Here is a 25,444-nt window from a genome sequence, read left to right on the forward strand (position 1 = left end):
AACGCCCACTTCTGTTGTGTTTAGCAAATCATAGTGCGCAGCGCACTGTTAAACGGAGGTTTACACCACTATCTGAGACGTTATTTATTGACACTGCCTGGACAAGTTAACAATCCCTTTTTCAGTCTCAGGTAATTTATAGGCCACCTGGCATTTCTCATCAGATCCCTGCCCCCATTGCACCGTCAATGTCCCCTCAGGATTAACACCAGTTAAATAGACCTGGCCTGCATCCCCGACAATAAAGCTGCGCCCTTGCTGCCCGGAAATACTTACCATTGCGCCGAATGGAACAGATTTACCATTCTTCTGGGTTAACGTCATTAATACGCGCATCCCCAGGTTGGCAATATATTCAGCCCGGACTACAGCTCCACGTGTTGGAATGACCGTACTGGTGGTTAAGTCAAGCTCAGCATTGTTCGCCAGGGTTTGCGGGTCGAGCGTAATATCATTTTTACGGAATGGTGTTACGCTACTTGCCACCGTATAACCACGGAAGTCTGTTTTAACCCCGGTCTGGTTTTGTACGCTCACGCCCTTAGCGCCTGGCGCTTTTATCAGGACGTTGGTTTCGCCCAGCGGTTGTGAAAGCGTAATACCATCTGCGTGCGCAATGACCCCACCCTGCAGACCATAATTCAGGCGATCGCTGTTCTGGTCATAGCTATAACCCGCCGTCACTTCACCGTAAGTCCCTCGGTAATCAGCATTCGCAGTACCCGTATTACCGACATCATTGGTGCCATACCCTTCCTGCACGTTCCAGTTGAGGGAATTGTTTTCCATTGCGACACCGTTAAGACCCACCGTATGCGTAGTGCCGGTTTTTTGGCTGGCATTCATGGAGTAGTTAGCCCATGTGCTCGGTAGGAATCGGTCAAGCGGAATGCTGATATTCAGTGCAATCTGCTGGTCTTTGTCGTAGCGGGCGGCCTGGCTGTATCCGTCTGAAGTACCATTTTTGCTATAGGTATATGTAATGCCGTAGTTAATCGCGCGCCAGGAGTTGTTATACCCCGCGGAGATAGACTGCATCGTTTTACCGTTACTCCAGTAATCTTCCCGTACCGCGCCCAGCATCACAGAACCCAAATCGGCACCCAGCGACTGGTTCATGGTCACTTCCATACGGTTGCGGCGGCGCTCGGCAATAATATTGTTATTGCTGTAGGAATCGAGCACGTCCTGCATGCTGTAGTAACCACTGGTTGAATAGCGATAACCCGCAATAGCAAAGTTGGTTCCCGTTTCGACGAAGTTTTTACTGTAGCGTGCGCGCCATGACTGGCCGTTACTTTTCACTTCGTTCTTAGGTTGGGACCAGGCCTGAGTCACGTCTGCAGAAACAGCCCCGAAGTCCCCCATGTTTTTGCCAATACCGGACGCCAGTGACTGATACTTACTTGATTCCTGCAGCCCGCCATAAATAGTGAAACCTTTTGGCAGACCGTAAATAGCCGTCGCCTGGGCAAACGGGGTTTTCTCGACGCTGCTGTCATAAGAACGGTACTGGCCGCCCGTAACGGCATACTTCAGTCGCCCTTCACGTTGCAACAACGGTAAAGATGCAAATGGCACAGTGAAATGCTGTTCACTGCCATCCGCTTCCTTAACCGTGACATCTAAATCACCCGCGCCGCCGGTTGGGTACATATCCGTAATTTCAAATGCACCCGGTGCGACGTAACTCTGGTAAATCACGTAACCATTCTGGCGAATCATAATTTGCGCGTTGCTTCTGGCAATACCACGCACCACCGGCGCATAGCCCTTCATTGAATCGGGCAACATATCGTCATCCGAAGCCAGTTGCGCCCCACGGAACGGCATACTGTCGAAGACTTCTGAAGGTGCAGTGCTGTCCCCCGCCGTTAACTGTGCTTTTAATGGAATGATGTCGCGCTGGGCGTAGGTATAAACCGTATCCCACCTATCCTGCCCGTTGCTGTCACGGTTCCAGGTGGTGTAGTTACGCAAACGCCATGGGCCGATATTGAAACCTGGACGCAGGTTGGCATACTGGGAATTACCGTCAGACCCATTCTTATTTCGTGACCAGTTATTCGCCCCGCTCATGCTGTAGTTAAGCATTGCCGCAGTAATACCTTCGTCCCACTGCTCGGGTGGCACATAGCCGCGAGCTTGCGGAGACAAAGCCGCCTGCGGAATACTAATTAACAGTCGCTGGGTGCTAAATTGAAGTGTTGCCGATGCCTGTGGAATAGCGCCAAAATTGGCACATGTTCCATCTTTTGACAGTTCAGGGAATAACTCTGTTTTTACTCCCCAGCTTTTCAGGGTTTCAACGCTGATACATGGCTGTAAGTCGCTATCACCATTTTTATCTGTCACGGCTTTAAATTCAATATCACGTGTGTCAATCGTCTGATCATCTAGAACAATATCGACGTGATAAGTACCCGGGGCCTGCGAACCAGACTCAAAAGATGAAAGGTCGGTTTTACTTGCCCCTGGGTTACCTAACTCGAGTAATTCTGGGTTGAATACGTCCCGAGCACTTGCTGTATGGCTTAATGCACTCAACGCGACCGCGATATATATTGCCAGCCTGGCCGGTTTAAAAAGATTAGTTTCTTTTTGCATAATTAATTTTGTCCCGTTTTATTTCGCGGTCGGAGTGTTAAAGGCTTTTGCTGTGTACAGGACCTGGACCACCGTAATCATTAATTACGGTAAAGGTCATATTCCCACCGCTCACACCCTTTGGCAGAGTGAAGCGTGCAGTTGCGCCTGGCAGCACATAAGACACGTCGTCAAGTTTTTTTCCGCCAACTTTGATTTCATTAAAATTAATAACATACGAACTTGGGTTGGTGACCTGTAGTTGATTACCGGCAACAGACCAGGTCAGGGATTCAGCCTTCTCTTCAGGGGTCGTACCTTTTAGATCTGCCGGGCGGTAAATTAGTTTGATGCGTGTTTTCACTGCGATTTGTAATGTATTATCTTTTTTAGGTGCTGCTGGTATTGCTTTAATATTCAGCCAGTACAAACTTTCTTTATCTTGTGCAACAGAACCGGCCAGAATAATTCGTTCAACGTTTTGCTGATTGCTATCCAGACGATATAAAGGAGGTGTGATAACAAAAGGAGCTTTCTCAGCGCCACCATTTTGCGTCTCAATCCAGGACTGAATCAAATAAGGCGTTCCATCCGGGTTGTTAACACTAATAGATGCTTCCTTTTTATTACCGTCATAAATGACACGAGTGCCGCCAATAATAACACCCGCATTGGCCGCAGAAATACCCGTGCTGGCGATTGCCAGGGCAATTAAAGTTTTGCTAAAAAAGTTCATTTTATACCTCTATAAAAAAGGGCCGGGTTATCCGGCCCCTGTTATTACTGGTGCAGATTAGTTATAGATAACAGAGAAGTTAGCTACAGAATTTGCTGGACCTGCAGTTACTGTGTTTACGGTTGATTTATACTGAGCGTAGAAATTCAGAGTGTTGTCTGCAGAGCTGCTCAGGTTGTAACGGTATGGGTTTTCACCGTGCAGTGGCAATTGAACCATATCTGCAGACATCAGGTTAATTGCCACGCCAGTTGCTGCACCCGCAACAGTACTGTCAATTGCTAACAGGTCTGGGTTAGATGCTTCTGGTGTACCATCAAAACGTACGTGTGCAGCAGTTACTGTTGCCGGGCAGTCTTTCAGAACGATAGAGAATCGTTTAGCTGCTGTAACATCACCAGAAGTGGTGAATTCAGACTTGTTATATGCACCCAGTGCAACAGTCTGGTTCTGAGAAGCGACATCAACAGTACAAGCGGCGTCCAGAATTTCACCGGTGAAGTTAACGGTGCCAGAAATTGCAAATGCATTAGATGCAGAAACAGCGGCAACAGCAGCAAAAGCAACAGCGATCAGATTCTTTTTCATTTAAATTTTCCTTGAGAGTGTTGTGCCAGCAAATCGCATAACATTTATATGTTGCGATAGCAGGTTTCTATACTTCTTATTCAGAAGCGCAGACATCCATCTTTTTTGTACATATGTACCAAAATACCAATATCCAATTTTCGCCCTTGATTTAAATCTATAAACCAAATAGCAAACTGTTCTTACAGGTGATGTTGTCTTGCTGGAGATAAATTTAATCCAACTATTTTATTGTGACAATTTTATTCTTATCTAAATGTAGACCGCTTTATTAACAATTAATTAAAAACACATTCCCCGCAAGCGCAGCAACCATACATATCAATGAATTACGCGATACAATCCAAACAACATTAATTGTAAAAAACCTAAAAATGATCACCTCTTAAATTCTTTTAAACTGTAGTTATTAAATAATTGTTATATTCTCAGTCTATTTTTAGATCATATATTCATTTAATAAAGACATCATCGCAATGATAATCGAAACCCAATAACGCACACGTAGCTGAAAACTTATGGACTCTGATACATGAAGTCGAAAATCTCTGTCGAAAATATTACTCAATCTGTACCTGTTTCGACAGCAAAGCCTCTCGTGCATATTCAAAAATTGATGGATTGCATCAGCCCATACGCAGAGATATTTACCCCATCCAGAGGTGAGGCTCTGCGCTACATCTACAATAATAAGAGGGTGTGCTACTTATTACATGAAGGAAACGTCACGTTACATCGTCGTGGGGACGGGATGATTCTTAACTCGGAGAAAGGGCCATTCTTGCTTGGGGTGAGTAATTTACAGACGCAACACCCTCATCTATATGTGCGTGCATCTGAAGATGTGAAGATAAGCCGTATTTCAGCTGAGCGAATCAGCCTGGTTATTGAAAAGGAGCAGCTATGGGAAAGCCTCTGCCATCTGATTATTTACACAGCTTCAAGAATTTATGAGCATTGCACTGTCATATCGCAACTCTCTTCCTACGAGATAATCAGAATCCAGTTGCTGGAGTTAATGCAGGAGTCGGAGCGTTTTCGTATGAATGTGACCGCAGCCAATTACATTCAAGACAGAACCTATCTTTCACGTAGTGGCATTATGCGTATTCTTTCCCGACTGCGTGAAGATGGGCATATTGAATTACAGCGTGGAGTGCTGCTTGGCGTAAGTAATCTACCCGTAAAATGCTCTTGAATTGAGCAAGTTAGCCACTTTTGCGCCAATAATTTTTTGCTCTTAACATTGTAAGTGCCCCTATAATTGATATTAAAACCTCGGAATAGTTTTGATTAAGGGCACTGCAATGAGCGTTGAAAATGAACTTCCCACGCTACTTTCCGTTCCATCTCCCTATTCAGCCGAACTGGTCAATGCCCTTTTGCCCTTCGCCGTCGTCAAAACCTATCCCCCACGCCGAAAAATAAGTATTGCCAGCCAGGATGCTCCTTTGTGCTATCTGATTGCTAAAGGCAAGTTTGAGTTACACAGAAAAGAAGACGACATTGTGATGGTTTACGGAAAAACGCCTTCCGTTTTTGGCTTAGGAAACTTCACCAGTATGAATTTCGGTACCTATCTTAAAACCGTTTCAGCTTGTGAGATTGGGATTATGACGACCAGCGATGCGCTTGAGCAGATTGAAAAACACGATTTATGGAAAACTCTGGCTCAACATCTATTAGTCGTCACGACGAAACTTTATACCTTTGGGCAACAAATTTCGGCGCCCCGCACCTACGATATTATTCGAGCGCAAATATTAGAGTACATTTGCGAGGATGAGGATCTCAGAAACAACACAACGATTGAAAGCTATATCCGCAGCAAGTCCAATCTTTCACGTAGCGGGATTATGAAGATTCTTTTGTCGCTGCGAACCGGTGGCCATATAGAGTTGGATAGAGGGAAACTGTTGAAGATAAATTCCTTGCCAAAAAAATACTGACCCGAATTTTTCGGTCCAGGGCTGCCTGATTAATCCTCTACCTTCCGTTACAGATGGTATGGCCTTCCCGAAAAGGGCAATAAATTTTATTTTATTGCCCTTTTCGGCTCAGTCGAATTATTGATATGTCAAAACCAGCATTGCTGAGGCATCGGCCGTGCCCGGTGTAACCGAAGTTTTGGTCTGATAATAACGGGTCGTTAAAGGAAATGATTCCAGTATCACCTCATTGTTTCTGGAAATACGGCCTCTTCGCAGAGGCCATTACTGATTAGCTGCCGATGACTCCGCCATCTGCTTTCACAATCACTACCGTTGAAGAGCGCGGGCGACCGTTTTTGTCACCATCAGGCCAGGTGGAAACGGCAGTAGGATTCGCCGGGTCGCTGATATCATCGCCAGGTTCGCCCGGATGCTGAATATTAATAAACAGTGTGCGGTTGTCTGGGGTAAAGGCGATGCCGGTTATCTCGCAGCCGCGCGGGCCGGTGAGGAAACGGCGATATTCGTTGGAGCCAGGTACGGTGGCGAGCATCTGGTTATTGCCCATGCCCTCGTAGGCTTTTTTGTTGATGGTGCTGGACGAGACATCCGTCTGAATCCATAACACGCCGCGAGGGTCAAACGACAAACCATCCGCACTTCCAAATTCAGCCCCGGTCATTGAGCCTTTGGTTTTTTCATCCGCGCTATCGGGCTTGCCGCCCAACACCAGAATGTCCCACTTAAAGGTGGTTGATGCCGGGTCGCTGTTCTCCTCGCTCCAGTGCATGATGTGTCCGTAAACATTGTTCGCTCGCGGGTTAGCGGCATCTACCGCAGCTTTACCTTCTTTGCCGCGATCGCTGTTATTGGTCAACGTGCAGTACACACTCCCCGCGGTATGGGTATCGACCGCAATCCACTCCGGTCGGTCCATTTTCGTTGCGCCAACCACATCGGCGGCAAGGCGGGTTTTGATCAGCAACTCGCCCTGGCTTGCAAAACCGTTACTGTGATCAAGTCCTGATTGCCCATAAACCAGCGGCAACCAGACACCGCTGCCATCGTCATTAAATTTCGCCACATACAGCGTGCCTTCAGAAAGTAGGTCCATTGCCGATTCGCGATTGCTGGCATCGTAAATGCCTGTGGAAACAAATTTATAGATGTACTCGAATTTCTGGTCATCGCCCATATAGGCAACAACGCGGTTATCCGCAGCCAGCGTCACCGCCGCACCTTCATGCTTAAAACGCCCGAGCGCGGTATGTTTACGCGGAGTTGATGCCGGATTATACGGGTCGATTTCCACCACCCAGCCGAAGCGGTTGGGTTCATTCGGTGTGGCGTCCACGTTAAAACGCGAGTCAACTTCACTCCAGCGGTAGGAGTCATCGCTATCGCTGATGCCATAGCGTTTTTCGAGTGCATTCGGCGCGGCTTTCTTAACGAAAATATCCGACCAGTTCTCTTCACACGTCAGATAAGTTCCCCACGGTGTATGCCCGTTGGCGCAATTTTGCATGGTGCCCAGCACCGTTTCACCCTGCGGGTCGGCAGCGGTTTGCATCAGGGCATGATGTTTCGCAGGCCCGGTTAAAGTCATTGGAGTGTTCACGGTGATACGACGTGCCAACTCAGAGGGGCGAACCACTGCCCAGTTTTCTCCCTCTTTTTTCACCTCGATAACCGAAACCCCCATCGCATTCTGCCCTTTGCGGACTTTATCCAGGCTCCAGTTCGCCACACCATCTTTAAACAGCAAACCGTTGTCGATGTATTCATGGTTCATCGCCAGCAACCCGTGATGCGGGTCATCACTGCCCTGCGGCAGACCAAACCACGCCATCCCGTCATGGTGCATTCCCGCCTGAGCTGCCTGCTCATCAGTGGTGTTGCTGCCATCGGTTTTAAATTCCGGCAGATTGCCTTTTAAACCCACCGCATCGCCCCAGCGGTAAAACGGTCGCGCCACGTAGCCTTCAGGCACGTGAACGGTGTCGTCGGTCGAAACGCCGATACTGGTAAAACCGAGTGATGAAGGCCGCACCATGGCAGTCTCGACCGCCCATGCGGCAGGCGATTTCAGCAGTGCCGGGAATGTCACCGCCGTGCCGGCAAGCATACCCAGTTGCAGGAAGCGGCGGCGGCTGACAAAAGCACTGGCAACATCTGAGAAAACGGGGTTAGCGCTGCAATTGCTGATTTCGTTACTGTGTTCTTGTTTAAACAGCGGCTTAAGAGGTCTGCTCATCATGGCTTCCTTTCGATATTGTTATCAGAAGTGAGCAGTGTAAGAAGGATTTGTTACAGATTTATAACAACAGACGCCAGAATTACATCCATCATGGCCGCGTTATTCATTATCCAGCCAGTTGATGAAAAACTCGCTGAAAGCGGTCACCTGCAAAGGCTGGAAACGCCGTTGCGGGTAGACAAACTGGAGGCCGACCTGTTTTTTGTCATGGCGGCTGAAACCGATAAAACACTCCGCAAACAGAACCGCCAGCCGCCCCTGCTCCACATCGCGCTTAACGTCCCACCACGATTTACTGGCGATACCCGCCCCGGCCAGCACCCACTGGCGCAGTAGTGCGCCGTCATCACACACCATCGCTGGCGTGACCCGAACCACGGCTGATTCGCCCTTTTCTTCAAAGCGCCACTCGTTCATCAGCGTGCCGCGTTGCTCCATCACCAGGCAGCGATGCGCGTGCAGCTCATCGGGATGCTGGGGAATGCCGTGTGTTTCAAGGTAGCTTTTCGCCGCCACGAGCACACGGTGGTTGGGGCGAATAAATTTAGTTACCAGATTGCTGTCAGGAAGGTTGCCGAAACGCACGCTCATGTCCAGGCGGTTGGCAATCAAATCCACCACATTCTCGCTCAGATACACCGAGCTTCTGACTTCAGGGTGGAGACGGGAAAAATCGAGTAACGCGGGCGACAGATACTGGCGGCCAAAATCTGACGATGCTGAGATCCGCAGGCTGCCGCTCAGCACCCCCTCTTTTTGCGTCAGTTTCGATTCGGCCTGCGCCATTTCTTCCAGCACGCGCAGCGCGGCATGATAAAACTCCTCCCCGGCTCGAGTCAGGGCGATGGCGCGAGTGGAGCGGTTAAAAAACCGGGTCTGATATCGCTCCTCCAGCGCTTTCAGCCTGGCCGTCATGGTGGCAGGAGAAAGGTTCATCCTGCGTCCAGCGGCAGCCAGCCCCCCCGCCTCAACCACTTCCACCAGCAACGTAATATCTTCGAGCTTGCCCATTATTTTGTTTTCCTGAATAGAGAATCAGTTTTCGCTGCCATTATCAAAGCGATTCGCAGGGCGTAAAGTCAAGCCATAACTGACCTCCCTGGAGAATAAAACATGAAGCAACGTACCCTGTTTGAGAACACGCAAGTTGGCGCTGTCGAACTGAAAAGCCGAATCGTGATGGCCCCCATGACCCGCGCCCGCGCCGCACAACCGGGCAATATCCCCACGGCGTTGATGGCAGAGTATTACCAGCAGCGAGCCGGAGCTGGGCTTATCATCACCGAAGCCACGCAAATTTCTCCCCAGGGTCAGGGATATTCCTGGACGCCGGGTATTCATTCTGCGGAACAGGTTGCGGGTTGGCGGCTGGTGACGGACGCCGTCCATAAAGTCGATGGCAAAATATTCTCTCAGTTGTGGCACGTGGGGCGCATGTCTCACGAAAGTTTTCATCCCGACGGCAAGCCTGTTGCCCCTTCCGCGTTGTCGCCAGACGCACAGGTGTGGGTAGTGAACAGCAATGGCGTCGGAGAAATGGTCGCCTGCCCGGTGCCACGTGAACTGACTCATGATGATATTCAACAGGTGATTGCGGATTACCGTCAGGCGGCCATTAATGCCATGGCTGCCGGGTTTGACGGTGTGGAAATCCACGGTGGAAACGGTTATCTGATTGACCAGTTTTTACGACGTACCTCGAATAAGCGTACCGATGAATACGGCGGCAGTCTGGCAAACCGGGTGCGTTTTGCGCAGGAAGTGTTGGAAGCCATCAGCGATGCCATTGGCGCAGACCGCACCGGCATTCGCCTTGCACCGTTTATTACCCAGCGTGGGATGGACGACTCGCAGACCAGTGAAGCCATTCTGGCCCTGGCCGCCTGGTGTGAAACCAAAGGCATTGCCTTTATTCACCTTGCCGAAGCAGACTGGGATGATGCGCCGCAGGTGCCATATGAGTTCAGAGAAACTCTACGGGCGACGTTCAGCGGGGCGATCATTGTCGCGGGCAATTACACGCGTGAAAAAGCCGACAAACTGCTGGCTGCAGGAATGGTGGATCTGGTGGCTTTTGGTCGTCCGTTTATCGCCAACCCAGATTTCCCGCGTCGCCTGAAAGGCAATCTTCCTCTGGCAGGTATTGGCAATCCGGCAACCCTATTTGGTGGCACCGAAGTCGGTTATACCGATTATCCCTTGCTGGCGGCTGAGGTCTGAGACGAAACGGAGGTTAAGGATGGCGCTCTCAACTATTTCAAGATGAGGAGTCATCCAGGTCATCCTTAACCCGCGTGAAATTTGATGGCAAATCCTTGTTTTTGCCAGTGTTCCAGTTGTTCTTGTTGGCGCAGAGTTAATGCCTTTCCTGTCCAGACAAAAACATGTTGGCCTGGGAATAATTCCGGACGAGGTGAATCTAGCGGATCGGCCAGCACATCAGGACGCCAGCCATGTTGTGACAGACGCCAGGCCTCGAGCCACAGGCGGGTGCGGTCATCGCTTTCCCAGCCAATCATTAAGGTGTCTTGACCTTCAGTATTGCGTGATTCAGCAAGGCGCTGGACAACATAGTCAATCAGCAACCCATCAAGCAGGCTTATCATTGCTCTGGAGGTATATTTATCGAGGCTAAGGCATTGACGAACCGGGATGAAAACATGGTCAATCAGGGTATCAACCGGGATTTCACGCCCCATGGACGCGATTTTTGCACGCAGTTTTGCCGGTTGGACAAAACGCAAAACGGTCATCACCTCTTCTTGCTGTAACCGCCAGGCATCATGGTCATGAGCCGTAGTCTGGTTTGCTTCAAGCAAAGCTTTCACCTTGCCTACGGACACGCCGCTCTTAATCAGGCGTTTAATCTCTTCGATACGCAGGATATCTTCGTCATCAAACTGCCGATGCCCGCCCTCGCTCCTCTGCGGTTTGAGGAGACCGTAGCGACGCTGCCACGCGCGCAGCGTGACGGGGTTGATTGCACATCGTTCGGCAACTTCACCGATACTGTATAAGGTCATTCATTCCCTCGTTGTGAACTTGACACTTCCCTGTCGAAACTAACGACTCCGTGCGGGTTGTACAACTTATTTTTTTCATTGTACAACCTGATTCAGAGATCTGCTTTCCTTTCAGGCCAGGCCACGGCAGATATTCCGTTCAGACAAGCGCTGGCAAATAAGTTCCCCTGGAACTGCGTAATTCCAGCGGATTCCAGCCACATCCACTCCTCGACCTTCTCCACTCCCACCGCTGAAATGGAGATTTCCAGCGAAGCACAGCACTTAATAATCGCCTGAATAATGGCCTGACGTGGGCCACTTTTATGAACATTCTTAATCAGTTCGCTGTTGATTTTAATTCTGTCTGGCTGAAATTGAGCCAGTAACAAAAGACCGCCAAAACCCGCCCCAAAATGGTCTATTGCGACGCTAATGCCCGCGCCTTTCAGTTGCCTGATGGCACCGGTGAATTCATCAATGCGCGAAATCACCTCGCTTTCAGTGAACTCTACCGTTACCTGTTCCGGGACCAGTCCATTTAGCTGAATCTCCCTTAGCAAAAAATCAACTGCGTCGGGAACCATCACCAGCGTCATGGGGAACAGGTTAACCGAAACAGAGTGCTCGCCAAGGTTGAGCGCCCTCGCCATCGCAAAGGCCACTTTTTTGCTATTCAGGTCGGCTTCGTAAAGCGCGTTACCGCTAAGCCCGGCAAAATAGCTGGCCGGAGAATCGCCGCCGGGAGTGCGTAACAAAGCTTCAGTAGACAAAATTTTCTGGGCAAATGGGTCGACCATTGGCTGGAATGCAAAGCTACAATCTGCGGCGTTTTCAGGAACCACTGCCCCTGTATGAACGCTCGTGTGGCTGAGTTTTTTGGCGCCCGTAACAAAGACCCAGGAGTCCGCTGGCGGAATTTCAAAATAGTTTTCTTTTTCAGTCGACTCAACGAAGGTACGCAAAAACTTAAGCGCCCGATCGTTATAAATAAGCTGATACTTGGTTGTCCCTTTATCTAGCACCGCTTGCAGGACTTCATGTCCTTCATATTCTCTTAAATCAAAGAGTTCCATACCGGTTTTGCCAAACCGTCGCGCCGGAGCGTAGTCACACAGCAGCTCCACGATGTTGTGGTGACGCGCGTCCTGACAAATATGCTGGTAGACGTTTAAAACACTCGCTTCCGGGCCTTCAATCAGCTGAAAGAAGTGTGTGCCGTTAAACAGCAGTATGCCTGTCACATCGGCCTGTGCATTTTTAACATTGGCGACGGCAACCATATCCATGACCGAGGTAAAGGGTACGTTCTTACAGATATGACTGCGGTAAATGATGGTTGTGAGCATTCAGTGTCCAATTAGAGGCGATTTAAGTGTTTACAGTAGCAGATGAATAACCAAATCCCACATTAAAAATACATTAATATTAATAACTTATTAACAAAAAATGAACATACGTACAGCCATGCAAACAGATTTCTCGTCGTGACTATGTGCAAAAAACACTATATCTGTACATGATTTTTTAACTCCATAAAAAATTAGCAGTCTAAGCAACTGAAATTAAACATATAGCATTTAATGTATAAGAATTTAAGACAATTCTTTACGTTTTTCTATGTACAGCTTTTTAATATTTGTATAACTTTATTTGTACATTAACTGATGACTGCATGTTTACAGGAGTGACTAATGCAACAGAACAACTACGTTCCCGATGCGGCTAACGCCATCACACGCTATTTCTCAAAGGCATCTTTGCCTTCCCAACAAGAAACTCTAGGGCAAATAGTGGTTGAAATCCTGAGTGACGGGCGCAGTTTGAATCGCAAATCAATCTGTACAAAATTGTTGCGTCGAGTTGAACACGCGTCCGGTCCGGAAGAAGAGAGCCACTATCACACTTTAATTGGCCTGCTTTTTGATCGTTAGGTTCAAACGGTAAACAAGCACAAATTACGGGTTTATAAGTAAACATTTTCGGGAGTATTATTTCAGGCTATATCGGAAAGCCTGGCAACCTTCAGCTCACCTCCTGCATGAGAAAGCTGATTTCATGCCACGTTTCGGAAACGAACCACGCTGGCAAGCAGAGACGCAGTTATGAACAGAAGTAAAAGAGAGAAATTAATCGATCAGCTGATCGGAGAAGCAGTTTTATCAATCCTTTACGATAACGGAGCCATAAGCACCCGATCGTTGGTGGAAAGGCTGCAAATAATGGAAGCGACAGAAAGAGATGATCACCGACGTGATGTGATAGCCGATGTGATTGCAGATATTAGCAACCACCGCCTGGGCCTCTCGCGACGTGCTTTGATTCCTGCGCAAAACGATGGGGACAGGGACGGCCAGATTGAGAAAAGTAACAATGTCTATTCGTTGTTTGACGAAAGTCCGGTACCTGGTAGCAGTAAAAAACACTGACTGCCTCTATTAACTCATAACTTAATAATGGTGAAGTAAATGACCCAGATAACGCTTCATAAATCAGAAATTTATGCCACGCTGCCAAACACTGCACTGACTGCATATTTCCGTAATGCTGGCGACATGCTGGCTGATGAGGCTGTATTACTCGGAGCGGTAATACGCAGTATTCTTGCTACTGATGGACATCTTACTAATAAAGCCATTATTCAACGGTTAATTGAGGCCATTGAATCCACGGACAATGTCGTGACCATTGATATCGTACGTAAGACCCTGGAAATCGTTGTTGACCATACTACGGACAATATTTAACAGGGGATTATAATTTCGCATTATTTTTTCTCACAGCCTCGTTTTCTTTCAGCCAATTTTTTATTTTCTCAGGCTATGAATTAACGCTTCGCTTAAACAGTGAAGTGTTGATTCATAGCTATATAATTATTTAAAAGCGACACTCAGCATCATCCTCCCCCTTTTTTTTCAGATATTTTAACAGCGTAACTGGAAATATTTAAACACCTCACTTCATTCGCAGACTATTCTTAAGACTTACGGTGTGGTTATTTCAATGGTGGTTTATTACTGGCCATTATTGGTACCGCCATTGGTGCCAGCACTATCGATCCCCTTAAAGAACAAGACCCTCTGGAAGGTATTGCAACCGGTGCCACAATCTGGACTGGCCTGAGCATGCTTATCGCGATTGCTGCCGGGGGGTACGAAAGCGGTCATAGATCCAGTAAGGTAATTGAGTTGGGGTTTAATCCAAACCGCCTAAGGGCGGTTTGTTTCTTTTAGGTTAGTGGCGCCAAAAACTACTTCTTTACATTACAGTCCGCGCATCCATGTATCTTTACCATGAAATTGCCCGGTCATTTTAGTCCACACGTCCTGCTAAATTTTCGCCTGATTGACCCGTTGCGAAAGTGCCTCATGGCTTTCCTTTCTTTCACTATATCGGTCTGCGAGATAATCGGCATTTCCCTTGAGTATTAACGTAATTTTAAACAGCTCTTCAGCCACATCAACAATTCTGTCGTACCAGGCGGAAGGTTTCATTCGACCATCATCATTAAACTCCTGCCACGCCTTGGGGACTGAAGACTGATTGGGAATAGTGAACATCCGCATCCAGCGTCCCAGAATTCGCATCTGATTTACGGTGTTGAATGATTGCGAACCCCCACAGACCTGCATCACGGCCAGCGTTTTTCCCTGGGATGGGCGAACAGCGCCTTCACTTAAGGGTATCCAGTCAATCTGAGCCTTCATCACCGAACTCATCGCGCCATGTCTTTCCGGTGAACTCCAGACCATTCCGTCACACCACCTCACCAGCTCCCGCAATTCGAGAACTTTGGGGTGAGTAACCGGTGCGTCATCGGGTAACGGTAGGCCAGATGGGTTAAATATTTTCACGTCGGCCCCCATTTTTGTCAGTAACCGCCCTGCTTCCTCGGCGGCAAACCTACTGTATGAACGCTCTCGCACTGACCCATACAGGATCAGAATTCGCGGGGCCGCCCGGTCGCAGGCATCAAGTTTGCTGCTTATTGCATCATCAAAGTGCGCCTGTTCGAGGGCTGGTAAATGTGTCATGAATATTATCCTTTTCAATAGCTGTGCTTTAAAACTTATCACATATGAATTATCATATGTATATTCATTTTACATCGAGGTTAAAAATGCTACTGCCTGTTCAGCTTTTTAAACTACTTGCTGATGAAACTCGTTCATCCATTGTGATGTTGCTCAGGGAATCCGGTGAGCTGTGCGTTTGTGATATCTGCGGCGCAACGAAAGAGTCACAGCCTAAAATTTCCCGCCACATGGCTCTGTTGCGAGAAGCGGAGCTGGTTATTGATCGACGTGAAGGAAAGTGGGTGCATTATCGCCTGTCGCCACATATGCCTGCCTGGGCTGCAGCCATCATTGATGCGGCCTGGAATTGTGAACGTGACGTTGTTCGTAGCAAACTGAGCCACGCGTCAGCAACATCATGTTAAAAACAAGAATTCACATACACAAAAACAAATATGAAGGGAGTTTCTGATGCTATTGGCTGGGGCTATTTTCTTACTCACTCTCGTTCTCGTCATCTGGCAACCCAGAGGATTGGGTATTGGCTGGAGTGCGGCGCTGGGTGCAGGTCTGGCGTTACTCACAGGCGTCGTTCACCTGAGTGATATTCCGGTAGTCTGGCAGATAGTCTGGAATGCCACCGCCACTTTTATCGCCGTGATTATCATCAGTTTACTGCTCGATGAATCTGGCTTTTTTGAATGGGCTGCGCTGCATGTTGCCCGTTGGGGAAATGGACGGGGTCGGCTGCTGTTTACCTGGATAATCCTGTTAGGCGCGATGGTTGCGGCCCTCTTCGCCAATGACGGTGCCGCACTGATTCTGACGCCGATAGTCATTGCGATGCTTCTGGCACTGGGTTTCAGCCAGGGAGCCACCTTAGCGTTTGTGATGGCCGCGGGGTTTATCGCCGATACCGCCAGCCTGCCGCTTATCATCTCGAACCTGGTCAATATCGTCTCTGCGGATTTCTTTAAGCTCGGGTTCACAGAATACGCCGCCGTGATGGTGCCTGTTAACCTCGCCGCGATTGCCACCACGCTGGTGATGCTGCACCTGTTTTTCCGCAAAGATATTCCCGTCACTTACGATGTTTCGCTGTTAAAGGAACCAAAAGACGCGATCCGGGATGTGAATACCTTCAAAACCGGTTGGCTGGTTCTGATTCTGCTGCTGGTCGGTTTTTTCGCTCTGGAGCCACTCGGTGTCCCCGTCAGCCTGGTCGCGGCTGTTGGCGCGCTAATTTTGCTGGGTGTTGCCCGCAAAGGTCATGCCATTAATACGGGCAAAGTCTTGCGTGGCGCACCGTGGCAAATCGTCATCTTCTCGCTCGGTATGTATCTGGTGGTCTACGGGTTACGAAACGCCGGACTGACTCACTTTCTCTCTGCTGTGCTCAATCAACTGGCAGAACAAGGGCTGTGGATAGCGACACTGGGGACCGGGTTCCTGACGGCATTCCTTTCGTCGGTGATGAACAATATGCCGACCGTTCTGGTTGGAGCGCTGTCGATTGATGGCAGCATGGCGACAGGCGTTATCAAAGAAGCGATGATTTATGCCAACGTTATTGGCAGCGATCTCGGGCCGAAAATCACCCCGATTGGCAGTCTGGCAACGCTGCTTTGGCTACACGTTCTGTCGCAGAAAAATATCAAAATCACCTGGGGATATTACTTCCGCGTGGGGATTGTCATGACTCTTCCGGTCCTTTTCGTCACGCTGGTCGCCCTGGCACTGCGCCTGACTTTCACCCTCTAATGAGAATCTAAAATGAGCAATATCACTATCTATCACAACCCGGCCTGTGGAACCTCGCGCAACGTGCTGGAGTTCATTCGCAATACGGGCGCTGAACCTAACGTTATTTTGTATCTGGAAACACCTCCTTCGCGCGAAGAACTGGTGAAACTGATCGCGGATATGGGCATTACAGTGCAGGCGCTGCTACGCAAAAATGTAGAACCTTATGAGCAATTAAAACTGGCGGAAGGATCATTCACCGACGATCAGATCATTGACTTCATGTTGCAGCATCCGATTCTGATTAACCGCCCGATTGTTGTCACTCCCATAGCAACCCGGTTATGTCGCCCTTCTGAAACGGTCCTGGACATTTTGCCCAATTAGCAAAAAAGATCGCCTCTTCAGGCGATCTTTTTTATTTCTGGGGAATACAGAGACATCTTCCGCACTAAGATGATCTCGTCGCATTAATGTCAATTGTTGTGCGCTTCGTAACGCCAGAAAATCTGTAAAAGTAGACAATTGTCGACTTTTCATCTTAAAGTCCTGCACTTCGCACCAGACAACACTAGTATCCGGTGACCCAATATTGTTGATGAAATGTTAAAGAGCGGCCTGCCAGATAGCCGTCGCCATTTCGGTCTTCACAAGTACGTATTACAGACCTTTTCTGGAGATTTTATGCATTCCTCTGCAAACCAAAACGAGAGCCGAACGTTTTTCGGCCATCCTTATCCGCTAGGCTCATTATTCTTCACAGAAATGTGGGAACGCTTTTCGTTTTACGGCATCCGCCCGTTACTGATTTTGTTTATGGCGGCAACGGTTTATGACGGTGGCATGGGGCTGGCACGCGAAAACGCCTCGGCCATCGTCGGCATCTTTGCCGGTTGCATGTACCTCGCCGCATTGCCGGGGGGGTGGCTTGCGGATAACTGGCTTGGGCAGCAAAGAGCCGTCTGGTATGGCTCGATTCTCATCGCCCTCGGACATTTGTCGATAGCCTTGTCTGCATTTATGGGCAACAACCTGTTCTTCATCGGCCTGATGTTTATCGTGCTGGGTTCTGGCCTGTTTAAGACCTGTATCTCAGTGATGGTGGGCACGCTGTATAAGAAAGGCGATGCGCGTCGTGACGGTGGTTTTTCACTGTTTTACATGGGTATTAACATGGGTTCGTTTATCGCCCCGCTGATTTCCGGCTGGCTGATAAAAACACACGGCTGGCATTGGGGCTTTGGTATTGGCGGTATCGGTATGTTGGTGGCGCTGATTATTTTCCGCCTGTATGCCGTTCCGGCGATGAAACGTTACGACAGCGAAGTGGGCCTGGACTCAACCTGGAACAATCCGGTGGCGAAGAAAAACGGTGTCGGAGCCTGGTTGCTGGTGCTGGCGGTAGGTGTGGCGATTCTCGTTACGCTGATTGCACAGGGTGTTATCGTGATTAACCCTGTCGCGGTTGCCAGCATGCTGGTGTACGTGATTGCCGCTTCGGTTGCGCTCTACTTTATCTATCTTTTCGTCTTTGCAGGCCTGAACAGAAAAGAGCGTGCCCGACTGCTGGTTTGCTTTATTTTGCTGGTTTCCGCCGCCTTCTTCTGGTCAGCGTTTGAGCAAAAACCGACTTCGTTTAACCTCTTCGCAAATGACTATACCAACCGCATGATTGGCGACTTTGAAATACCCGCCGTGTGGTTCCAGTCAATCAACGCGTTGTTTATCATTATACTGGCACCGGTGTTTAGCTGGGCATGGCCCGCGCTGGCACGCAACAACGTGCGCCCGGGTAGCATCACCAAATTTGTTATCGGTATTCTGTGCGCGGCAGCGGGCTTCGGCATCATGATGTTAGCCGCGCAAGACGTGCTCAATAACGGCGGCGCAGGTGTATCACCTTTGTGGCTGGTGGGAAGCATTTTAATGCTGACACTGGGCGAGTTGTGCCTCAGCCCGATTGGCCTGGCAACCATGACGCTGCTGGCACCGGAAAGAATGCGTGGCCAAATGATGGGCCTTTGGTTCTGTGCCAGTGCGCTGGGCAACCTGGCTGCGGGTCTGATTGGCGGGCACGTTAAGGCCGACCAGTTGGATATGCTGCCGAACCTGTTCGCACGTTGTTCCATTGCGCTTCTGATTTGCGCCGCGGTGCTGTTCATTTTGATTATTCCGGTGCGCAGAATGCTGGCAAACGCTCAGGTTAAAACAGAGCAGAAACCCGCCACCAGTGCCTGATTAAACTCCCAGGCTGGGTGATTAAATTTGCCCATACGCAGAGGCCGGTCTTTCGACCGGCCTCTGCGTTTATCTTTAACCCTGCTGCTCTTAATAACGGGAGTGTGGTGGATAGCGATAAATTTAACGTTTCCTGTCGGGAATACACACCAACAACAAGCCAATAAAAATCACCCCCACTCCGGCCAATTTCCCGACGCTAAAACCTTCATGCAGCCACGGCAGCCAGATAGCGGCAGCCCACACAATAACGTAACTTAAACTCAGTAACGGATAGGCTTTACTCAGCGCAATTTTGCGCAGCGCCAAAAACCAGCATCCCATCGAACAGGCGTAAGCGCACAATCCTGTTAACAACGCCACGGCACCCGGGGTGAGCGACAAAACGGCTGTGACTAGCTCGTGCGGCTGGTTAACCAAAGGCAGTTCCACCATCGCCCATTTCATGATTAGTTGCGCGCTACTGACTAACAGCACACTCACCAATGCCCAGAAGTAGCCCATCAGGCGGCCCCCCCGAGGATAGAAATACCTGCAATAATCAGCACCACACCGAGCCAGTGGCGCAGTGAAACAGGCTCATGCCAGATGAAACGTGCAGCAAAGGTAATAAAGATAAAATTCAGGCTTAACATCGGGTAAGCCACGCTGACCGGAATGCGTTGTAACACTAACAACCACAGCAACATCGCGCAGCCGAGCAGTAAAACGCTCAATGCCAGCCAGCAGAGCAAGTGACGACGACCAGGCCGCCAGGTTGCCTGCTTCTGGCAAAGCTGGCCGCCACAACTCAATAAACTGGCCAATACGATTAGCAGATAACTCATAGCGTTTTTTCGTAGAAGAAGAGCACAAAGCGCCCTTTGCGATAAAGGTTATCCGGCGTGGGGACATCATGGTCTTCAGGCAATGTGTCTTTGGACATCAGCATCACCAGCGACACATTGCCTTCTTTGCGGTGAACCGCGAGCCAGTGCGCAAAATCTTCACGCGAGACAAAGTTATCTTTCGCATCAGCGAAATTCTTCAGGCCGTAATCCAGCTCGCCGGGTTTGGCATAAAGCGTAATATCATCGCGCTTTAACTCCCAGGCAACACCCGCGCCAACGCCTACACTGTCGGCAAGAATATAGCGGCTGCTCTCCAGTTGCGGGCGTACCACATTGATAAATGCCTGCGGGTGCTTGGAGTCGATAACCTTAGCGGGAATAACACCGCCGACTAACAACGCAATACCCAGCGGGCAAATTGCCGCCCACTGCCAGAGCCGGGCGTTATCGCGCGTGGTGATGAATCCCACCAGAGCCCACACCGCAAACGCCACCGTAGCCTGAACCACTTTCAGCACTTCCTGGCTGGCATACACGGGATGTTTTGCCACACCCCACGGAGCCAACACCACCAGCACGACAAGGCTACATAGGGTGCCAAAAATGACGTTAATCCAACCGTTAATTTTCAGCGTGCGTGATGTCGCCAGTAATTGCGTGGCATGACGGGCCAAAAGAATCGCCAACGGAGCAAAACACGGCAGAATGTAGGTCGGTAATTTGCCTTTTGCGATACTGAAAAACAGTAAAGGCATCACGACCCAGCCCAGCAAATAGAGCGAGCCGCTTTCAAGTTTTCGCGCCTGCCAACTGCGTTTTAAAGCGCCCGGTAATAACGCCACCCACGGCAAACATCCGGCAATCAGGAAGGGAATGTAATACCAGAATGGGGCTTTATGCTGGGCGTCTTTTTCAGCGAAACGCTGAATGTGCTCCACCCAAAAGAAGTAGTGCCAGAAAGTCGGCTCCGCTTTAGCGATAGCCAGCGCCCACGGCAACGTTATCAGCGTGGCGCTGATGATGGCCAGCGGCCCAAACAACAACACTTCTTTCCAGCGTTTTTGCGCAATTACCCACGGCAACACACCCAGCACCGGCACCGCCAGCGCCAGAAAACCTTTGGTCATGACGCCCATGCCGCAAGCAACACCCAGCAGCAGGTAACCGCCCAACTTGCCCGCCGTGGTTTGTGCATTGGCCGCCAGCCAGAAGCTGCACATGGCCGCCACCAGCCACAGGGTGATCATCGGGTCGAGAACGGCGTAAGTCCCTACCCCGTAAACCAGCAGGCAGGTCAGGAAAATCACACCTGAGAGCACCGCGACACGTGTATCAAGCCACAAGCGAAACGCCAGCCAGGAAACCAACAACGCGCTGAGCGTTATCGAAAACACCGAACCAAACCGCACCGCAAAGTTGGTATGGCCGAAGAAAATCTGGCTGAGGTTATTGATCCAGTACCCGGCGACCGGTTTTTCGAAATAACGCACATCCAGAAAATGCGGGACTATCCAGTTACCCGCCGCCAGCATTTCGCGGCTGATTTCCGCATAACGCGTTTCATCCGGTTGCCAGAGGGCGCGGAACTCGATGGGTAACAGGTAAAACAGAGCAAAAAACACCAGCAGAATAAATACAGGTTTTGCTGACTTCATCAGTTCATACCCAAAACAATTTGCTGGCACCCCAGCCATCCTTCTCGGCCGGGGATAACACCACGTACGATTTTACCCAACGGCAGCGAGGTTAAATCTTGCGGTAACAGCTCGCTCAATGGGCAAAATTCAATCCCTTCAAGCGCCGCCATGGTCAGCAATTCGTTAAAATCGTTTTGCATCACAATCCCTTCCACCTCGGCGTGGATGGTGTACACCGGCGTCCCGGCGTCTTGTTTGATACGGTCAAGAATAAAACGGTTATACCCTTCGCGACTGACGCCTTTACCAACCACTTCATCCCAGGTGGGGAGCGTCACCGGAATTTGTACCGTCCCGGTGCTGCCATCGGGTAACAGCGGACGAAACGGCGTGGTGCCACGGCAGTCGCTGTTATAGCTAAAACCGAAAGACTCTTTTGCCCGTACCACACGCTGATCGGCTCGCCAGCCCGCAACTGCTGAACAAGTCACCGGTTGTTCGATAATCTGGCTCAACGCCTCCCTCCCAAGACGAATTTGCTTCTCAAGATGATTGTTGTCCCAGACTCCCGCCCAGGTTTGCCAGGCGAAGTGATCCCACGCGTGCAGGCCGACTTCATGATGATCCGCCGCAGCGGAAATGATCTCCGCATTGCCTTCGCCGATTTTCCGGCCCGGCCAAGCGGTTCCCGCCAATAAAATATCCCAGCCATAGAGCGATGCCGCTTTGGAACGCAGCATCTTCCACAGGAATTGCGGTTTCACCAGTCGCCACAAATGGCGGCCCATGTTATCCGGCCCAACACTGAAGAAAAATGTGGCCTGAATACCGTGCAAACTTAAGATTTCGAGAAGATGAGGAACCCCTTGTTGGGTGCCCCGCCATGTATCTACATCAATGCGCAGGCCAACTTTTCTCATGCCTGAGGTTCCGTCAGTTCAACTGTTTTAAGGAAGAAATCCAGGGTTTCGTCGACGGTTTTTTCCATCTCAACCGTTGGCGTCCAGTTCAGTAAGCGATGCGCATTACGAATGCTCGGCTTGCGGTGCTCCACGTCCTGATAACCTTTACCATAATAGGTGCTGCTTTCTACTTCACGGAAACCGGCAAACGGCGGGAAATGGTTACGCAGCGGATGTTTTTCAAAACTCACCAGCAGCATTTCAGCCAATTCTTTAATACTCGCTTCGTTATCGGGGTTGCCGATATTAATAATTTGCCCGTCGCAGTTATTGTCTTTGTTCTCGATAATGCGGAACAACGCTTCGATACCGTCGCTAATATCGGTGAAACAACGTTTTTGACGCCCACCATCAATCAGCTTAATCGGCGAGCCTTCCACCAGGTTAAGGATCAATTGAGTAATCGCGCGCGAGCTGCCGATACGGGCGGCATTCAGGTTATCCAGGCGCGGCCCCATCCAGTTAAACGGACGGAACAGCGTGAAACGTAAACCTTCTTTCTCGCCATAAGCCCAGATCACACGGTCGAGCAATTGCTTGGATACCGAGTAAATCCAGCGCTGTTTGTTAATCGGGCCAACAATCAGGTTCGAGTTATCTTCATCAAACATTTTGTCGCTGCACATGCCATACACTTCTGAAGTGGACGGGAAAATAATGCGCTTCTGGTATTTCACACAGTCACGAATAATTTTCAGGTTCTCTTCAAAATCCAGCTCAAATACGCGCAATGGGTTACGGGTGTATTCAATCGGCGTGGCAATCGCCACCAGCGGCAGAACCACATCACATTTTTTAATGTGATATTCAATCCACTCGGAATGAATACTGATGTCACCTTCCACAAAGTGGAAACGCTCATTGCCGAGGAAGCGGCTAATAGCATCAGAGCCAATATCCAGGCCATACACTTCAAAGTTATCGTCCTGCAACAGACGCTCGGTCAGGTGGTTGCCGATAAAACCGTTCACCCCAAGAATCAACACGCGCGTGCGGCGTTTAATCGCCGACACCGGCTTGCTGCAAAGCAATGCCCCGGCGACTAAACCGAGACTTTGAGCCAGTTGCGAGCCCTGCATGTAGACGCCGTTTTCGGTTTGCCCGGTCACGATTTCCAGCGCCCCGCCGCCGGTGGCAATCACCAGCGGGTTGATGGACAAAACCGTTCCTGCTTTCGCTGCCTGCAAACCTTCCAGCACGCGCGATTTCCAGACGATAAACTTGCTGCCGCCCACATAGCCAAAAGCACCCGGCCATGGATCCGTCACCGCACGTACCAGGTTATTGATTTCGCGTGCGGTCGATTGCCAGTTAATGCAGCCGTCCTGTGGCGTGCGGCGGCCAAAAACCGTCGCTTTGCTGTGGTCTTGTTCAACCTGCGGGAAATGCCCGGTTTTGATAACCGGCAGCATATCGTCCAGCAAGTCAGACGCCGCTTCCGTCAATTTATGGTGCAGCGTTAACGCCGTATCCGTCGCGGCAATTGCTACGGGATGCTGCGCCACAATGGCACCCGCATCAGCGCGTTTGACCATACGATGCAGCGTGACGCCTGTTTCAGTTTCACCATTGACTAACGCCCAGTTCAACGGCGCGCGGCCACGGTACGCAGGTAACAATGAGCCGTGCAGGTTAAATGCGCCAACGGAGGCGCTATTTAAAATTTCATCGTTGAGCAAGTTGCGGTAATAGAAAGAGAAAATAACATCGGGCTGCGCCGACTTGATGCGATCCACCCACAGCGGGTGATTCACATCGTCAGGTGCGTAAACCGGAATACCGTGTTCCGCTGCCGTTCGCGCCACCGAGCCAAAGAAGTGATTTTCAGCAGGCGAGTCTGGATGGGTATAAATCGCCGTGATGTCATAACCGGCGGCAACCAGGGCATTAACACCGGCGCACCCCATATCGTGATAAGCAAATACGACAGCTTTCATTGCTGATTTTCCTCTGAAGTTGAAACTGAGCCGCGGCTAACGACGCGCTGAATAAAGTAACGGGGGCGTGCACGGACATCGGTATATATTCGGCCGATGTATTCCCCTAACAGGCCCATGCCGACAAACTGCGCACCGATAAACATAAACAGCACCGCAAACAGCATGAAGACTCCTTCCGCCGCCCATTGCGGCCCGAAGGCAAGACGTAACACCACCAGCAATACCGAAAGCGCAAAACCCAACACTGCAATAATGCTGCCGAACACGCTGAGCATGCGCAGCGGCGTGGTCGTCAGGCAGGTGACCAGGTCGTACATCAAATTAATCAGGCGCATAAAGCTGTATTTCGATTCACCAAATTCACGCTCGGCGTGATGCACAGGGATCTCAACCGCTTTACGCGCAAAGGTATTGGCGAGAATGGGAATAAAGGTGCTGCGTTCGTGGCAATGCAGCATGGCGTCGATAATGTGGCGGCGATAAGCACGCAACATGCAGCCATAATCACCCATCGCTTTACCGGTGGTACTCTGAATCAGGCGGTTAATCACACGCGATGCGCGCTTGCGAAACCAGGTATCCTGGCGGTTCTGGCGCACGGTACCGACCACGTCATACCCTTCATCGGCTTTGGCGACCAGGCGCGGGATCTCTTCCGGCGGGTTTTGCAGATCCGCATCAAGGGTGACAATCAAATCCCCGGTGACATGGCTAAAACCGGCCATAATGGCGTTGTGCTGGCCGTAATTTCGGTTGAGCAAAACCGCGACGATATGGCTGCCGGGTGCTTCGGCAGCATCGCTTAACATTTCTGCCGAGTTATCCGTGCTGCCGTCATCCACCAGCAAAATTTCGTAATCTTTACCCAGCGTTTCGCAGGCAGCCGTGGTTCGCCTGATCAGTTCAGGCAAACTTTCCTGCTCGTTATAAACCGGGATCACGACAGAAACTTTGTGGATTACTTCTGGTTTGGTCATA

Annotated in this window: 23 protein-coding genes and 1 pseudogene; 10 read left to right on the plus strand and 14 right to left on the minus strand. The window is 50.0% G+C overall.

All coding sequences use genetic code 11. The features are described from left to right. Positions 1 to 84: 84 nt before the first annotated feature. Genes AC0IWZ_RS10840 through AC0IWZ_RS10850 form a run of 3 tightly spaced genes read right to left on the minus strand, consistent with a single transcriptional unit; the run spans position 85 to position 3,910 of the window. Positions 85 to 2,607 (minus strand): fimbria/pilus outer membrane usher protein, encoded by a 2,523-nt coding sequence (locus AC0IWZ_RS10840; RefSeq protein WP_471677355.1) that lies wholly within the window; start codon positions 2,605 to 2,607, stop codon positions 85 to 87. Between the two features lie 37 nt (positions 2,608 to 2,644). Beyond that, positions 2,645 to 3,322 carry a fimbrial biogenesis chaperone gene (locus AC0IWZ_RS10845; protein ID WP_471677354.1) on the minus strand — a complete coding sequence of 226 codons (678 nt, stop codon included), beginning with the start codon at positions 3,320 to 3,322 and terminating at the stop codon, positions 2,645 to 2,647. A 57-nt stretch (positions 3,323 to 3,379) separates the two neighbouring features. Beyond that, on the minus strand, positions 3,380 to 3,910 hold the full coding sequence (locus AC0IWZ_RS10850) for a fimbrial protein (protein ID WP_471677353.1): 531 nt from the start codon (positions 3,908 to 3,910) through the stop codon (positions 3,380 to 3,382). 532 nt (positions 3,911 to 4,442) lie between these two features. Between AC0IWZ_RS10850 and AC0IWZ_RS10855 the strand changes: the two genes are divergently transcribed. Next, a complete protein-coding gene (locus AC0IWZ_RS10855; protein ID WP_410372932.1) occupies positions 4,443 to 5,108 on the plus strand; it encodes a helix-turn-helix domain-containing protein in 666 nt (221 codons plus the stop codon). 109 nt (positions 5,109 to 5,217) lie between these two features. Then, entirely contained in the window at positions 5,218 to 5,859 is a 642-nt protein-coding gene (locus AC0IWZ_RS10860) for a helix-turn-helix domain-containing protein (RefSeq protein ID WP_115628365.1), read from the plus strand. Positions 5,860 to 6,130: 271 nt separating this feature from the next. Here AC0IWZ_RS10860 and AC0IWZ_RS10865 read toward each other — a convergent pair whose 3' ends face one another. Next, complete coding sequence (locus AC0IWZ_RS10865) at positions 6,131 to 8,095, minus strand: PhoX family protein (protein ID WP_471677352.1); 1,965 nt, start codon at positions 8,093 to 8,095, stop codon at positions 6,131 to 6,133. Between the two features lie 102 nt (positions 8,096 to 8,197). Continuing rightward, on the minus strand, positions 8,198 to 9,109 hold the full coding sequence (locus AC0IWZ_RS10870) for a LysR family transcriptional regulator (RefSeq protein ID WP_410372934.1): 912 nt from the start codon (positions 9,107 to 9,109) through the stop codon (positions 8,198 to 8,200). A gap of 102 nt (positions 9,110 to 9,211) precedes the next feature. On the opposite strand from AC0IWZ_RS10870, the gene AC0IWZ_RS10875 reads away from it, so the two are divergent. Next, positions 9,212 to 10,318 (plus strand): alkene reductase, encoded by a 1,107-nt coding sequence (locus tag AC0IWZ_RS10875; RefSeq protein WP_410372935.1) that lies wholly within the window; start codon positions 9,212 to 9,214, stop codon positions 10,316 to 10,318. Positions 10,319 to 10,383: 65 nt separating this feature from the next. On the opposite strand, the gene AC0IWZ_RS10880 is transcribed toward AC0IWZ_RS10875, so the two are convergent. Further along, the gene (locus tag AC0IWZ_RS10880; RefSeq protein ID WP_034495809.1) at positions 10,384 to 11,121 is read right to left on the minus strand and encodes a MerR family transcriptional regulator; all 738 of its coding nucleotides are present in this window, start codon (positions 11,119 to 11,121) and stop codon (positions 10,384 to 10,386) included. A 92-nt stretch (positions 11,122 to 11,213) separates the two neighbouring features. Further along, a complete protein-coding gene (locus AC0IWZ_RS10885) occupies positions 11,214 to 12,449 on the minus strand; it encodes a diguanylate phosphodiesterase (protein WP_410372936.1) in 1,236 nt (411 codons plus the stop codon). Between the two features lie 345 nt (positions 12,450 to 12,794). Between AC0IWZ_RS10885 and ycgZ the strand changes: the two genes are divergently transcribed. The 3 genes from ycgZ (at position 12,795) to AC0IWZ_RS10900 (ending at position 13,847) form a co-directional block, all read left to right on the plus strand. Continuing rightward, positions 12,795 to 13,034 (plus strand): regulatory protein YcgZ, encoded by a 240-nt coding sequence (gene ycgZ, locus AC0IWZ_RS10890; RefSeq protein ID WP_034495812.1) that lies wholly within the window; start codon positions 12,795 to 12,797, stop codon positions 13,032 to 13,034. 171 nt (positions 13,035 to 13,205) lie between these two features. Next, positions 13,206 to 13,529 carry a hypothetical protein gene (locus tag AC0IWZ_RS10895; RefSeq protein WP_034495813.1) on the plus strand — a complete coding sequence of 108 codons (324 nt, stop codon included), beginning with the start codon at positions 13,206 to 13,208 and terminating at the stop codon, positions 13,527 to 13,529. 39 nt (positions 13,530 to 13,568) lie between these two features. Then, complete coding sequence (locus AC0IWZ_RS10900; RefSeq protein ID WP_471680500.1) at positions 13,569 to 13,847, plus strand: biofilm development regulator YmgB/AriR family protein; 279 nt, start codon at positions 13,569 to 13,571, stop codon at positions 13,845 to 13,847. A 582-nt stretch (positions 13,848 to 14,429) separates the two neighbouring features. Here AC0IWZ_RS10900 and arsH read toward each other — a convergent pair. Continuing rightward, a complete protein-coding gene (arsH, locus tag AC0IWZ_RS10905) occupies positions 14,430 to 15,134 on the minus strand; it encodes an arsenical resistance protein ArsH (protein WP_471677351.1) in 705 nt (234 codons plus the stop codon). Positions 15,135 to 15,220: 86 nt separating this feature from the next. Here arsH and AC0IWZ_RS10910 point away from each other — a divergent pair, with 86 nt between their 5' ends. The 4 genes and pseudogenes from AC0IWZ_RS10910 (at position 15,221) to AC0IWZ_RS10925 (ending at position 19,097) form a co-directional block, all read left to right on the plus strand. Then, the gene (locus tag AC0IWZ_RS10910) at positions 15,221 to 15,541 is read left to right on the plus strand and encodes a metalloregulator ArsR/SmtB family transcription factor (protein WP_034495816.1); all 321 of its coding nucleotides are present in this window, start codon (positions 15,221 to 15,223) and stop codon (positions 15,539 to 15,541) included. Positions 15,542 to 15,587: 46 nt separating this feature from the next. Then, on the plus strand, positions 15,588 to 16,877 hold the full coding sequence (locus AC0IWZ_RS10915) for an arsenic transporter (protein ID WP_471677350.1): 1,290 nt from the start codon (positions 15,588 to 15,590) through the stop codon (positions 16,875 to 16,877). 12 nt (positions 16,878 to 16,889) lie between these two features. Further along, positions 16,890 to 17,243, plus strand: a pseudogene (gene arsC / locus AC0IWZ_RS10920) (arsenate reductase (glutaredoxin)); the annotation flags it as partial. A 300-nt stretch (positions 17,244 to 17,543) separates the two neighbouring features. Continuing rightward, positions 17,544 to 19,097 (plus strand): peptide MFS transporter, encoded by a 1,554-nt coding sequence (locus tag AC0IWZ_RS10925; protein WP_471677349.1) that lies wholly within the window; start codon positions 17,544 to 17,546, stop codon positions 19,095 to 19,097. Positions 19,098 to 19,220: 123 nt separating this feature from the next. On the opposite strand, the gene arnF is transcribed toward AC0IWZ_RS10925, so the two are convergent. Genes arnF through arnC form a run of 6 tightly spaced genes read right to left on the minus strand, consistent with a single transcriptional unit; the run spans position 19,221 to position 25,443 of the window. Further along, positions 19,221 to 19,604 carry a 4-amino-4-deoxy-L-arabinose-phosphoundecaprenol flippase subunit ArnF gene (arnF, locus tag AC0IWZ_RS10930; protein ID WP_471679063.1) on the minus strand — a complete coding sequence of 128 codons (384 nt, stop codon included), beginning with the start codon at positions 19,602 to 19,604 and terminating at the stop codon, positions 19,221 to 19,223. Continuing rightward, positions 19,601 to 19,924 (minus strand): 4-amino-4-deoxy-L-arabinose-phosphoundecaprenol flippase subunit ArnE, encoded by a 324-nt coding sequence (gene arnE / locus AC0IWZ_RS10935; protein ID WP_034495821.1) that lies wholly within the window; start codon positions 19,922 to 19,924, stop codon positions 19,601 to 19,603. Before arnE ends, arnF begins: the two co-directional genes overlap by 4 nt. Further along, positions 19,921 to 21,582, minus strand: coding sequence for a lipid IV(A) 4-amino-4-deoxy-L-arabinosyltransferase (arnT, locus tag AC0IWZ_RS10940; RefSeq protein WP_471677348.1), 1,662 nt, complete (start codon positions 21,580 to 21,582; stop codon positions 19,921 to 19,923). The genes arnE and arnT overlap by 4 nt, the downstream gene beginning before the upstream one ends. Continuing rightward, positions 21,582 to 22,484, minus strand: a complete 903-nt coding sequence (gene arnD, locus AC0IWZ_RS10945) for a 4-deoxy-4-formamido-L-arabinose-phosphoundecaprenol deformylase (protein ID WP_471677347.1) — start codon at positions 22,482 to 22,484, stop codon at positions 21,582 to 21,584. The genes arnT and arnD overlap by 1 nt, the downstream gene beginning before the upstream one ends. Beyond that, positions 22,481 to 24,463 carry a bifunctional UDP-4-amino-4-deoxy-L-arabinose formyltransferase/UDP-glucuronic acid oxidase ArnA gene (arnA, locus tag AC0IWZ_RS10950; RefSeq protein ID WP_034495827.1) on the minus strand — a complete coding sequence of 661 codons (1,983 nt, stop codon included), beginning with the start codon at positions 24,461 to 24,463 and terminating at the stop codon, positions 22,481 to 22,483. Before arnA ends, arnD begins: the two co-directional genes overlap by 4 nt. Continuing rightward, positions 24,460 to 25,443, minus strand: coding sequence for an undecaprenyl-phosphate 4-deoxy-4-formamido-L-arabinose transferase (arnC, locus tag AC0IWZ_RS10955; RefSeq protein WP_471677346.1), 984 nt, complete (start codon positions 25,441 to 25,443; stop codon positions 24,460 to 24,462). Before arnC ends, arnA begins: the two co-directional genes overlap by 4 nt. Position 25,444 lies beyond the last annotated feature (1 nt).

It is taken from the genome of Buttiauxella sp. AC142 (assembly GCF_979253435.1).